This is a genomic window from Algibacter lectus (assembly GCF_900112395.1).
In the GTDB taxonomy this organism is placed as follows: domain Bacteria; phylum Bacteroidota; class Bacteroidia; order Flavobacteriales; family Flavobacteriaceae; genus Algibacter; species Algibacter lectus.
Window position 1 is genome coordinate 305,148 of the sequence record NZ_FOLN01000001.1, and the last position, 13,434, is coordinate 318,581.

The 13,434-nt window shown below is 34.3% G+C and carries 13 protein-coding genes and 1 pseudogene; 12 read left to right on the forward strand and 2 right to left on the reverse strand.

Going from position 1 to position 13,434, the window contains the following annotated elements; translation table 11 throughout:
• The first annotated feature begins 64 nt into the window (after positions 1-64).
• On the forward strand, positions 65-325 hold the full coding sequence (locus BM246_RS01035) for a hypothetical protein (RefSeq protein ID WP_042498482.1): 261 nt from the start codon (positions 65-67) through the stop codon (positions 323-325).
• 717 nt (positions 326-1,042) lie between these two features.
• Here BM246_RS01035 and BM246_RS01040 read toward each other — a convergent pair.
• Complete coding sequence (locus tag BM246_RS01040; RefSeq protein ID WP_042505547.1) at positions 1,043-1,288, reverse strand: Arm DNA-binding domain-containing protein; 246 nt, start codon at positions 1,286-1,288, stop codon at positions 1,043-1,045.
• A gap of 399 nt (positions 1,289-1,687) precedes the next feature.
• Here BM246_RS01040 and BM246_RS20065 point away from each other — a divergent pair.
• A pseudogene (locus tag BM246_RS20065) lies at positions 1,688-1,837 on the forward strand (IS3-like element ISLbl1 family transposase); the annotation flags it as partial.
• Between the two features lie 293 nt (positions 1,838-2,130).
• Entirely contained in the window at positions 2,131-2,664 is a 534-nt protein-coding gene (locus BM246_RS01045) for a sigma-70 family RNA polymerase sigma factor (RefSeq protein WP_074935435.1), read from the forward strand.
• 164 nt (positions 2,665-2,828) lie between these two features.
• Here the strand turns inward: BM246_RS01045 and BM246_RS01050 are convergent, their stop codons facing one another.
• Positions 2,829-3,203 carry a Fur family transcriptional regulator gene (locus BM246_RS01050; protein WP_042501296.1) on the reverse strand — a complete coding sequence of 125 codons (375 nt, stop codon included), beginning with the start codon at positions 3,201-3,203 and terminating at the stop codon, positions 2,829-2,831.
• Between the two features lie 204 nt (positions 3,204-3,407).
• Here BM246_RS01050 and BM246_RS01055 point away from each other — a divergent pair, with 204 nt between their 5' ends.
• The 9 genes from BM246_RS01055 (at position 3,408) to BM246_RS01095 (ending at position 13,429) form a co-directional block, all read left to right on the forward strand.
• Entirely contained in the window at positions 3,408-3,803 is a 396-nt protein-coding gene (locus BM246_RS01055; RefSeq protein WP_175489759.1) for a MerC domain-containing protein, read from the forward strand.
• A 139-nt stretch (positions 3,804-3,942) separates the two neighbouring features.
• Positions 3,943-4,185: a hypothetical protein gene (locus BM246_RS01060; RefSeq protein WP_139221820.1), complete on the forward strand. Its 243-nt coding sequence runs from the start codon at positions 3,943-3,945 to the stop codon at positions 4,183-4,185.
• Positions 4,186-4,813: 628 nt separating this feature from the next.
• On the forward strand, positions 4,814-5,293 hold the full coding sequence (locus BM246_RS01065; RefSeq protein WP_042505554.1) for a glycine-rich domain-containing protein: 480 nt from the start codon (positions 4,814-4,816) through the stop codon (positions 5,291-5,293).
• A gap of 2 nt (positions 5,294-5,295) precedes the next feature.
• Entirely contained in the window at positions 5,296-6,216 is a 921-nt protein-coding gene (locus BM246_RS01070) for a hypothetical protein (protein WP_042505556.1), read from the forward strand.
• Complete coding sequence (locus BM246_RS01075; protein WP_231961791.1) at positions 6,216-8,618, forward strand: TonB-dependent receptor; 2,403 nt, start codon at positions 6,216-6,218, stop codon at positions 8,616-8,618. The genes BM246_RS01070 and BM246_RS01075 overlap by 1 nt, the downstream gene beginning before the upstream one ends.
• Before the next feature lie 27 nt (positions 8,619-8,645).
• A complete protein-coding gene (locus BM246_RS01080) occupies positions 8,646-9,863 on the forward strand; it encodes a DUF4374 domain-containing protein (RefSeq protein WP_052415437.1) in 1,218 nt (405 codons plus the stop codon).
• An 11-nt stretch (positions 9,864-9,874) separates the two neighbouring features.
• On the forward strand, positions 9,875-10,576 hold the full coding sequence (locus tag BM246_RS01085; RefSeq protein ID WP_042505566.1) for an ABC transporter ATP-binding protein: 702 nt from the start codon (positions 9,875-9,877) through the stop codon (positions 10,574-10,576).
• A 1-nt stretch (position 10,577) separates the two neighbouring features.
• Positions 10,578-12,008, forward strand: coding sequence for an ABC transporter permease (locus tag BM246_RS01090; protein ID WP_042505569.1), 1,431 nt, complete (start codon positions 10,578-10,580; stop codon positions 12,006-12,008).
• A complete protein-coding gene (locus tag BM246_RS01095; protein WP_042505571.1) occupies positions 12,005-13,429 on the forward strand; it encodes a DUF3526 domain-containing protein in 1,425 nt (474 codons plus the stop codon). The genes BM246_RS01090 and BM246_RS01095 overlap by 4 nt, the downstream gene beginning before the upstream one ends.
• Positions 13,430-13,434 lie beyond the last annotated feature (5 nt).

Here is a 13,434-nt window from a genome sequence, read left to right on the forward strand (position 1 = left end):
AACCACAAACTCTAAAAAGTTTTTTTATAATCCCGACTTTCGAAAATCCTCAACTTTTTCCGATTTGTATGAAGGAGCTTATATTAAACAAGGACTTTTCTACTCACCAAATGAAACCATCCATGTTGATGTTGCTGAGTTAAATACCAGTATAAATATTTATAAATCTCAGATGGGAATTATTCTGGCTGAAGAAAGTGAGTATTACATAAGTTTTAATTCTGTCAATTTTAACTCAGATACACCTTATTACTCGGAAAATATAAATATCACTAATTTTTATAAAGACACCCCTGAAACTTATTATTTTATTGTTACAGAATAAGTTTTAAGTATACATACTTCATTCTAAAATTTACCTTTTCAGGATTCACAAAAACACTTTAAATGGACGCAACTAAATAGAAGAATTTGCATCTTATTTAATAAATACAATTACGAAAAATATGAAATTTATTTTATCGCACTATTATCTGTTGCTACTATAGTGTTTTCTTGTTCTTTAGAAAACACTAATAACGACCACATACTAATAACCGATCCAGAATACGGTTATTTAAAAAGATAGAAAGAGATAGAACTAAATATTCGGGCAACAAATTGGGAATCTATTTTCTCTGGAGATACTCTTACACTTTTTTCAAATACTGCTTGCTGATGATGTAAATCCAAGAAGTTGGGCGTACATATATAATCTTACTAAATTGAAAATAGATGAAGACATAAAAGGTTTCTTCTTACAGGAAGATAATCAATTGTCATTTTACCCAAATATAAACACTACGGATAAAAAAACTGTAGAATTTGAATAAGAAGAGAATATCCTTGTTATCAATAACACATCGGCGGTTCCTCAGATGCAGATTAAGTACGAAAAATTAGATTAATGAACCTTATAGCCGTTTAACACAAAAAAAGTTAGGCGCTTGTTTACGAAATCTCCCTTCAGTTCAATTTGCTCTTTAGAGAGTTAAAAAAACTATAAAAAAAATGATGATGGTGAAATGCTTGTTTCCAGTTCAACAATGCCACATGCTATTGCTCAACAATTCCCTATAGCTTTACTTCTCTTTTGCTCAAACCGTTTCAACAAATTATTTATATCCTCACTTATTACAACTCTTATTTTGTCCGTGTTTTCTCTACCTTTATTTTTGGTGGAATCCCATTGCGTTGAATTTACACACCTTTTTAGACTGATTTCTGCTCGTTTTCCTTTTACCGTGATACGGACATAGATGGAAAGTTCATTGGGGTTACTTCTTGATTTTTTAGTAAAAAAAAGCAATAGAAAAGATGCTTACTACCCTCATTTTAAGTGATTTTGATTAAACAATGATTTGTAAAGACAAAAGTCAAATCATACTTCAAAGCTCCATAAAATTAATACAATTTCAGTGAAATATTGCACACCTTTTATATGGTTTTATTTGGCATCAAAAAAAATGTGTAAAAACAAAAAACACTGTTAATCATACGATTAACAGTGTTTTGTTGTGATCTATTTCTAGGTTCGTCAGGGTGGCAGAGTTAAAACTCTATCCATATCCCTCTCTATTCCAGTATTTTATATCTCAATTTTCCAAATAGGACATCAATTAAGACACTAACGAGAGCGTTTTAAGCTTTCTGAATAGCAAAATACGATTTATTAGCCCAAAAGACAACAATTTGAACCAAATTGTAGCACTATGATAAACTTAAATCAGAAGTCGAGTTATCCATCTTTCAAGGGATAGAAACTTGGTATAACAGAAAAGGAACACACTCCACTTTGGAGTACAAAACAATAAAAGAATTTGAAATAGAAATGTTTAATCTTGATGTAGCGGCATGACTCTTATCTAATTGTCCACTTTTTTGTTGCAAGTCCTCTATATAAAAAATCAACAATATTAAAAAAAGTGATAAAAAAAATGTATCCTTTTTACACAGTATCAGTCTACTTAACAACTCTAAAAATATCAAGATGGATAAAACAAAAAAATGTACTTGCACAAATTGCGAATGTATAGCATGTAATTGTATAAATTGCTCACAAAATAATTGCCCTTGTGAGAAATGTAATTGTACAAAATGTACTTGCTGTTAAAGCTAAAAAGGTTGATATGTTATAGATTATAAGTAAGAATGGAATTAAAGACACACACTATCTGGAATGAATACAATACTGAAATATTCTTTTTTATCTTAAAAAGAGTAAAAAACAAAGATTCTGCAAATGAAATAGTTCAAAATTCCTTCGTAAAGATACATATCAACCTCAAAAGCTTAAAACAAGTATCCAAAGTAAAATCTTGGGTTTTTCAGATAGTAAGAAATGAAATTGTAAATTTTTATAATCAAAACGAAACTATTTCTAAAAACTATTCTTTAGAAAATAATCCAATACTTCCACAAGTAAAAAATGATAATTTATGTTGTTTTAATAGATTTATAAATGAACTTCCAGAAAAATACAAAGTAGTTATTGAGAAGATATATTTTGAAAGTAAAAAATCGCTTGAAGTAGCTCAAGAGTTAGATATTAGTCTTGCTAATGTTAAAGCGAGAGTCAGGCGTGCAAAAGATATTCTAAAGCAAAAATTAACAATATGCTGCAAATTCTATTTTGATAAAAATGGTAAGCTTATAGGGGAATCCAATTGTAGTGTTTGTAACTAAATATTTAATCTTTTCAGTTGTAGAATTAGTTCACTTTCTGCTTTTTTATTCTTTTTACTCTTTGTCTTTTAGTTGTATTACAAGCAATATACCAACAAATTAACATGACTCCAGAAAACTATCAGGAAGAATAAAACCCTTTTAATATCTCATGGATCCCAATATCAAGAACATTCTTGGCATCTCCCCGTTAAAACACAATTTACATTTTCAATCAAATATGCATCAGGAATTGAAAAACTAACTTCAGAAGGAAGACATTCTATAGTTTCACATTTTATACACCTAAAGTGAAAATGGTGTAATGGCTTTTCATTTTCATTGCATTTTTTACATAAAGCAAAATATTGTTTCCCATCTTCAGCAACAACCTTATGTAAAATTCCATCATCACAAAAGCGATTTAAAACACGGTAGATAGTAGCTCTATTTATATCAATGTTTATTTTCTGCTCAATCACATCTTGGCTCATTGCTTTATCAGTACTTGCAAAAACAGCTAAAACAGCTTCCTTTGTAGGCGTATTTCTCCTTTTCATTTTCTAATGCGATTTGTTCGCAATAAATTGTTGCGATTTATTTGCAATAATATAAAAAAATAATATATTTGCGAAATATACTAATGCGACATATTCGCATTTAAAATAATTTTAATGACTATAAAAAATAATCAAATAAGAAAAACACCTCATCCGTCAATGACTTTACCTACTCTATTAATCAGTTTTACAAAAAATAACCTTATGGAAAACAATAAAATTAAAAATAATACCATTGACCTCGTTGCTCTTTCTAGTGCAATAATTTGCGCCGTACATTGTGCGGTTATACCCGTAGTATTTTCATTTTTCTCCTTGAACAGTTTACATTTTTTAAAGAACCCGTATATTGAATTGACATTTATAAGTTTTGGTATTGTCTTTGTTCTCACATCTCTTTGGCCGAGTTATAAAAAAGTCCATCATCAAGTAAAACCTTTGCTATATGCCGCATTGGGATTTGCATTTATTGCACTGGGCAGACTTAACTTAACGGAATTATGGGAAATTGTCAATACAGTAATAGGTGCCTTTATAGTGTCTCTAGCACATTATTTAAATTGGACATTAATGCGGGCTAAAATCAATCACAGGCATTAGTTCTTTTTTTTAGGATTTCTTTAACACATTAATTAAATCCATTATTAATTTTATTTGATAATTTTAACCATTAATGAAAACAAGTCGCATTAAGAATAGTATTACTTATTCACTCCTTGTCCTTTTTCTTACAATGAAAATGGCAGGGATTCATGCCTTGTTACATATAGACGATAAAGATCATGCTCCACATTGTGTTATTTGTGACCATACCACTGCGAATAACTTAACTCCAGCAATTACTCCGAATTTACAAGATTTTAAAATTGAAAACACGGAGCCAATTGTTCAGAGAGAGATAATTAAGAACTACAATTTTATTATCTCGTGCACTATTGCTACAGATCAATTATTTTCTCGTCCTCCTCCTTTTTTATTATAAGAGTTCCAATTACATTTTAGTCCGTTAAAGAGTTTTCAAACTCAACAAGTCGCATTTAGAATTTTGACTCTAAATGAGCACGCATAATGTAAATGAGGGATTTGCAACTTGTCTTTACTCTATAAATAAGAGAAAGAGGATGTGAATTTCAAAGCTCTTCCCATACTTCAATTTTTATTTGGACAATCTAATTTGCTTTTACGACGATAAACGCAAAATAAGATAGTAATCAAATATGGACATTCAAAGAATCCCTATGGATCTCGTTTAAATTTTCTCAATGAACTAAACGTTTTTTGAAAGTTTTAGATGCCTATACATAATAGGCACGCATGTCCTATATCCTATAAATAAATGTTTTTACATACTTAAAAATGTTGCAACGAAAGGGGAAACCGAAAACCTTGTAGATAGAGTAGGTATAACTTTTAAACACAATAGTTATGAAAACTAAGGAATCTATGATTTCAGAAATTCTGGCTAATAAGGCAAAGCAACCTAGCGGAAGCACGCATTGCAGCAATTGCGGGCACTGCTCTAGCACCTTATAGTTTCAGAATAATAGCGGTAGGATTAAATCCTACCGCTATTTAAAACATAATACAAAACAGTAAAAACTACCCAGAATATGAACCAAATTATTGAAAATCAATTGGCAAAACTCTTATCCTTTACAGATGAGAATGTTATATCAAGGTTTATGGATATGTACGATGTACCACAAACCGAAGCCCAAGATATCCTTTTGGAGACCCTGAAGTTTTTGCACATAAGTCAAATCCCAGGGATTTTCATTCCTGATGATCTATTAATAGTAGACGAGATGTGGCACAACCTAATTTTATTTACTCCTCTCTACCATAAATTCAGTGTGAAATATTTTAACACCCCCTACTTTCACCACCTTCCCGCTACAAAAGCGGAAAAAAATCAAAGGAAAGAGGATATACGAATCAATCCCGACAAGGCCAGAAAAAAGTATCTCAAAAAACTAGAATTCCTCTTGTCCACTACTTACGATTATTTTGGAGCGGAAACGGTTGAAAAATGGTTCAAAGTATATCCAGAAAAATACAGTAAAGAAAATATTAAAAAATTGAGAAAATAAGAATGAGCATTTTCCCTAAAAGAACCATCCCTGGCAAAACAGTAACTATACATTGGAATTTCAACACATCACATTTAGATGGTGCTCACCTATATCCATTGGTAAAAATAGGAATAAAAGACCCCAAGAATAATATTACTATGCTCTTTGAAGAGCATGTTATCGCTTTTCCTGATCAAAAGAAAAGTAAGAAGGAGTCGCTTCAAAAGCTAAAATATTTGAACAAAAATATTCCGCTCTTGGTCTTGGCAGATTATCTTGAAGGACCTTGTAAACGAGAAAAGCTAGTTGAGATTTTGACCAATATTCAGGCTGGTCGCCATTATTATTTCACTTATACCATTCCTCATGATGCACCATTAGGCAAATACTCTCTAATCTCAGAAGTTCATAATAATGGAAATGTAAAATATTCCAAGACTCGCCTTGACGATCACTTTTGGGTAGAAAAAATTTCTCTTGTCACTGTAACAGGAAAAGGAAAAGACAGAACTGCTGTAATCCGTAACCACTCAGAAGAACGGACTCCGGTAAAAATAGTGAGATGTTCTATTGATTTAAATGGGCATATGGAAAGCGAAATGGAAGCTTTTGAAATGAACCCAAAAGATACCAAGCCTATTTCAATTTCTGAAGAAAAGGTCTTTTTACTCTACAACGAGGAACGGGAAACAGTAACCCTAACAGAAGAAGAACCCATTTATCTAGTAAAAAATCACGAAATACTATCCATAAGTAAAAAAAACGGATTGGATTGCCTTATGGAAAAGGATAATGATGAAGCCTATTGGCTTTCCCCCGAAGCCAAAGATCTATGGGATAAATCAGATGGGTTGCTCAGTAAAAATAGCCTATCCGAAAAAGAAAAAGAGGTATTAAAGGAAATGGAGGAACAGGGACTTATAAAACAAACTAGACTATAATGGCCAAAAATCAATATAAAGTAAAGCATACATACGCCATAAAGAAGCTAAGTATCAGACGCGTTATGAAAATCGTATGTCCGTTGTTTTTAACCTTATTTACAAGTAGCTTGGTTTATTCCCAAAACGGGAAAGTCTTAGGAACAATAACAGACGATCAAGAAGCACCTTTACTTGGAGCCCATATTCAAATAATTGAACTAAATAAAAGAACCATTACTGATGAAAAGGGTTCTTTCAGTTTCGATAAACTTTCCGATGGAAAATATAACCTGGAGGTTTCCTATATAGGTTTCGAAACGAATTATCACACTATTGATATTTCAATAAAAAAACCTAAGATTCAAATCAATATTAGCTTAAAACCCCAACAAAACCAACTTGACGAAGTAACGCTCGTGGGAAAATCAAAAACCCAACGGCTAAGAGAAAGTACAGCCAATGTATCGGTATTGCAAACGGAGAACTTCCGTGATAGAAATACAAATACCAGTGATATCGTAAAACAAATTTCCGGGGTAAATGTTCGTCAAACAGGTGGTTTTGGCAGTAATGCCGAAATTTATGTGAACGGAATGACTGGAAAATCTATTCCCTTTTTTTTGGATGGGATTCCACTCTCTTATTTTGGTTCTGGACTAGGATTAAACGTATTACCAGCAAACCTAATAGAACAAATCGAGGTCTACAAAGGCGTTGTGCCGGTTGATTTAGGAGCAGATGCCCTTGGGGGAGGTATAAATATCATAACCCGAAAATCTTATTCAGACTACTTAGATGTTTCCTATTCCGGGGGATCATTCAATAGCCATAAAGTGAATCTAAACACGCAATTGGTAAACCCTGACACTCACTGGATTTTCGGACTACATTCCTTTTTTAACCATTCCGATAACAATTATAAGGTAGATGTTGAAATCCCTGATGAATTCGGAAACCCAATTCCGGCCACTGTAAAGCGTTTTCATGATAAATTTTCTAACTATCTCGTTAATATTTACACAGGAGTTTATGACAAAGATTATGCCGATCGTTTAGTTTTTAGCGCACGTTATTCAGGTCTTAAAGATGATGTTCAGCACAATGCTATCATGGCTCAACCCTATGGAGAGGTAACCTATGATGAATCAACTCTAGGCGCTTCTTTAGAATATGAAAAAAAGAAGGTTATAAAGAAAACGGATATAAAATGGTACAGTGCCTACAATCGTACTCGAGGTCATTTTATAGATACGACACTAAATGCCTACACTTGGGATGGTAAGATATTTGATAGACGCACGGATGGCGGAGAGATTTCCACCTCTCGCAATCTTTTAGAGCTTACCTCTCAAAATGTCTTGAATCGGATTAACATAAACTACCATCCCTGGGAGAAAGGAAAATTTACTTTGAACCTTTTTACCGCTTGGTTCAGAAGGATGGGCGAAGATCCTATTGCTGCCGAATTTTACGGAGAAGACTTTTTCGCTAATCCGACCCGCCTTTTTAAGAATGCTACGGGACTTTCCTATGAGCATAGTTTTTCACAAGATTTAACAAGCTATACGGCCGTCAAGCATTTTTGGTTGAATGCCGATGGATACGCTATACAAAATCTTGAATTTGTTCCCAACCAACAAGAAGCTTCCAATTTTGGTTTTCTCCAGTCGCTTCGTTATCGTATTACAAACTCTTTTCTATTAAAATCTTCCTATGAATATGCGACTAGACTTCCTGATGAAATTGAACTCTTTGGAGATTTTACATTGGTAAGACCTAACCCATTCTTGGAACCGGAACAAAGTCACAATTTTAATTTGGGTTTTCAACTGAGTACACAAAAATTCAATTGGGACACTAATCTTTTTTACCGCGATACGGATAATGTTATCTGGTTACGAACCTCACAGTTTTATGCCCAATACCAAAATCTATTAAAATCACGCACTCTTGGCGTGGATACGGAAATACGCTATCGCCCATTCAATTTTCTAGATATAAAAGCAAATGCTACCTATCAAGATTTGAGAAACCGTTCACCCAAAAACATTACGGGAGCTGTAGATGATCGCTATTTCAATGCAAGACTTCCCAATATCCCTTATTTTTTTGGGAACGGGGAAATACGTTATCACAAAGGCAAATTCCTAAACACAAAAAACAACATTTCGGCTTGGTGGTCGGCAAATTACGTCAATGAATTTTATCTCTTTTGGGCAGTGGACGGAAATAAGGACTTCAAAAACGTAGTCCCATCTCAATTTATTCAAAATATGGGAGCTACTTTTTCTCATCCTAAAAACCGATGGGCTATTACCGCAGAGGTTACAAATATGCTTAACGAAAAAGTATTTGACAACTTTAGCGTTCAACGCCCAGGGCGGGCTTTTTACATAACCATTAGAACTTTTATTAATTAAATATTAACATCAAATACACTAGAAAAAATGAAAAAACAATTTTTTAAAAAAATCACAGCATTAACATTTTCTACCTTCTTAATCTTTGCAGCAACAGGGTGCAGCGATGATGATAGTCCTACTCCAGAAAACGGAACCGATCCAGTAGTAATAAATTTTGGTCTTACAATGGTAAGTGGAGCATGGCCTAACCAAACTTCATACATTCAAGGTGTAACGGACTTAGATTTTTCAACCATAGGAAACGAAAATGCGGCAGAATTGACAGGAAATGCAGGTGCAGTTTCCTACAATGGCGCATTGTATACATCACCTTTTGGCGCACCCGCCACCCTTGTAAAACATTCATTCAACGATGATGGAGATACTGTTGAAGAAGAACGAATTGTAGTACCTGGAGCAAATACCTTTTCTACCATTTATTTTGAAAGTGAAACCATAGCCTATGGTTCTGTTGCAGGCGGTATTTCTAAACTCATCATTTTTAATCCAACTACAATGCGCATTACTGATGAAGTCTCATTAACGACTGTAACTAGCCGATTTTCCGAAGCCACCCGAACCTATTATTTAGATATGATGGAGCGTGATGATAAACTATTCATGGGCGTACACTACGAAAATAACTTTGTTCCCGTAAACGACTCGGCCTATGTTGCGGTAATCGATTTGAATAATAAAACAGTAGACAAAGTAATCGCTGACCATAGAACTGGAATGGTGTTCGGTGGTCAGGCTGCAAATGCGGGAATGATTAAAACATCTAATGGTGATATTTATGTGCAAGGTTTGGGGACTACCTTGAATGGTGGTAACAGTCCTAGCGGCCTACTGAAAATACCAAATGGACAGACTTCTTTTGATCCGGATTATTTTATGGATATGGAAGATGCTACAGGCAATGTGTGTTATGGAATCTATCAAATGCCAAACGGTCAATCTTTTACTGCGAAGGTAGAGGATGAGAACGATTTTTTTGAGTTCCAGACTGGAGAACCTCAGTTTACATATTTTGAGGTTGACATAGAGAACCAGACGAGTTTAGGAGCGGTTCCTGGCCTTCCCACAACCTATGGATCCCGTAGAATGATAATTCTTCCTTATACAGATCAAAAACTACTGTTTACAACCGCTACCAATGATGAAAATGCTGTATTCAGCTTTGATACCACCTCAAACACATCAAGTAAATTATTTATTTCCTCGGGAGGGTATATAACTGGTTTGGAAGATTTGAATCCATAATTCTTAATACTATGCTAGAAGCCAAAGACCTTACAAAAAAGTATGGTGATTTTACCGCATTAGACACCCTGAATCTTAACATCCGAGCTGGCGATATTTTTTGCCTGCTCGGAGCAAACGGGGCTGGAAAATCAACGACCATCAACTTGTTTTTGAACTTTATAGAACCCACTTCGGGAAAAGCTTTCGTCAATGGTTTGGATGTGGAAAAGAATCCTCAGAAAACAAAACAATGGCTATCTTATATTCCTGAAAATCTACAATTGTACCAAAACATGACCGGTCTTGAAAACCTTCGATTTTTTTGTGGCCTTCAAGGAGGTAATCAAGATAAGGAAGAATTGGAATCTTTATTAATACAATCGGGCTTGCAAAAGGATTTTGTCCTAAAAAGGGTGAGTAGTTACTCTAAAGGAATGCGACAAAAAGTGGGTATTGCCTTGGCAAGGGCAAAAGGGGCTAAAATATTGCTTCTGGATGAACCTACATCTGGATTAGATCCCAAAGCGAGTAATGAATTCTCCGAACTTTTACTCGAAATGAAAGAACAAAAAGTAGCCACTTTAATGGCTACCCACGACCTTTTCCGAGCTAAGGATACAGGAACACATATAGGAATCATGAAAGAAGGTGTCTTAGTGGATAAGATGGATTCTGATCAAGTTTCTTTTCACGATTTAGAACAAAAATATTTAAGACATATGCACACATAGTATGAAACGTCAAGTCTTTTTAATTGCAGGAAAGGAACTTAAAGGTATGGCAAGACAAAACGCCTTAAAAATTTTATTTGCCATAATTATAATTCTACTAGGGTTTGCACTCTATGCTGGGCATATTGCTTACAAACAGCAAAAGGTCATGGTAGAAACAGCTCAAAAAGAAAGAAGAGCCGAATGGTTAGATCAAGGAAATAAACATCCTCATATTGCCGCACACTATGGTACTTATGTTTTTAAACCGAAGACACTTCTCAGTCTTTTTGATTTTGGATTGGACACCTATACTGGAACATCTGTTTACTTAGAAGCACACTATCCACATGAATTTATGTTCAGGCCGGTACAAGGCTACGGCAATATGATTCGTTTCGGGGAATTAAGTGCTGCCTTAGTACTTCAATTGTTATTACCTCTACTTATCATATTCATCACTTTTCAAACTTTTACTAAGGAAAAGGAAACAGGAACCCTGAAATTATTGGTCAGTCAAGGAGTTTCCATAAGGTCTATTTATTTGGGTAAGGTCTTGGCTTATTCCTTAATTGTATTTTCCATAATGGTTCCGTTCTTTACGGGTTTATATATAGTGGGAGTCATTGAAAAAACTAGTGCTGTGATAAATGATATGGGGTTACGTATCTTACTTCTCTTTTGTGTTTACGTTGGGTATTTGTGGGCTTTTACTAATTTTTCAGTTTGGATATCCCTTAAGTCTTCGAGTGCAAGAAACGCTCTTTTGACCTTATTGATATTCTGGATTGCAACTGGAATCATTATACCAAAGACTTCTGCCAATCTTGGCGAAACCTTACAACCCTTGCCATCCATGAAAACATATAAGGAAGGTATACAACATGATATTGAAAATGGAATGAATACTAATGAGACCAAGGAAAAAAGAATGGCAAGACTAAAAGAAGATTATTTACAACAGTATGGGGTCGATTCTCTTAATCAATTGCCTTTGAATTTTGGAGGAATACAGATGCAGGAAGGAGAAGAATATGCCAATAAAGTGCATGATTTTCATGATGCAGCCCTTTACAAAAAATTCGAGCGTCAAAACAAAGCTGGAAGCTTAATGGGTTTTGTTGCGCCTTATATAGCTGTAAGAAATCTTTCCATGGCATTTGCAGCAACTGATTGGTATAGTTTCAATGATTTTCAAGAAAAGACCAACACCTATCGCCGTCATCTCATACGTACCATGAACAATGATATGGCGAAGAACTCACGGTATGGGGAATTTTATGAATATAAAGCAGGAAGGAACTTATGGGAAACCATATCGGACTTCAAATACTTAACACCTAAAGTGACCATGATCTTCAAATACTATTGGATGGAACTTGCTTCATTGTCTTTTTGGGTTTTGATAATGTTCATCCTAATTCCTTCTTCATCCAAAAATAAATTAATATGAAATTGATTTTATTATTATGGCAACGCGAAGGTATTTCCATTATTAGAAATACTTTTCAAATGGTCATGTTGGCCACTATTTTTTTATTGGGTATGTACGCCATCTATTATGGACATTCCAAAATAATGGAACAACATAAGACCATCAAGAATGTCGAACATATTGAGAAAAATAAATTTGAACACTATAAAAATAGTTTTAATAGCGACCATACGTCTGTCAAGGAGAAACAACTATTCGATATAGCTTCAAATCCCGCTTATGCATGGTATCGACATGAGTATCATGCCATCTTACCCCCTCATGGTCTGTCTCACATGTCTTTAGGACAAAGAGATATAGAACCTTATTATTACAAATTGACTGGAACGAGTCTTTACTACCAGTTATTTCAAAGTGAGTTGGCCAATCCCCTAAAACTCTATGTTGGAAATTTTGATATTTCCTTTGTACTTATTTACTTGTTTCCCTTGCTTATTATAGCCTTTACTTATGGATTATATGCGGAAGAAAAAGAAAATGGCATGCTGCCCCTACTTAGGTTGCAAACCATAGGGCTAAGAAAAATACTCTTGATTAGAATTGCTTTTTATTATGCCTTGATTGTCGGATTGGGAATTCTTTTGTCTTCAATTGGTTTTTTTGTTTCTTCAGAAGGGGATATTTTGGCCGTCTCCTTATGGATATTAGCCGTTTTATGTTATCTCAGTTTTTGGTTTGCTTTGATGTTCTTCTTAATCAGTCTTAAAAAAAATTCTTCTTTAACCGCAATTAGTGCTGCTAGCCTATGGCTTCTTTTTCTAATTGTTCTACCAGCCGTGTTGAATGTATATGCAAATATTGTGTATCCTATAGACAATACTTCACTAGCCGATGTTACCAGAAGAAGAAGTCTTGAAAACGAAGAGGACTTGGAGGAGGCCAAGGCAGTAATTCTTGAATATTTGCAGAGTCGTAATGATTTAAAGGAAGCAGATTCACTTCTTCACATAAATACTATGGCCAAAGCCTATGCTGCTTTTACGGCACTTAATGATGACCACCATAGAAAAGAAGTGTCGGACTACTTTACCCAAATTAGACTAAGGCAAAAGAAGATTTCCCTATTTCGATGGGCAAACCCAGCAGTAAATACGCAAGGAGTTCTTAATGAAATTGTTGAATCAGATTCTGAAATTTTTCAATCCTTTTACCAATCAATTGAGAGCTTTCACAAGGATATTACCCACTTTTATGTTGATAAACTGTTTTTGAACAAAGAAATAACAAGTAAGGACTACGAAACGCTTCCTAAATTCAATTTAAAAATTGATAGCCAAGATAGACACCGAAAAATCAAGAATGGTTTAATAGAAGTTATAGTCACCACATTTTTGCTTTTTGGTTTATCATGGCTTCTTTTCAATAAAACTACTTTCTGAAAGGG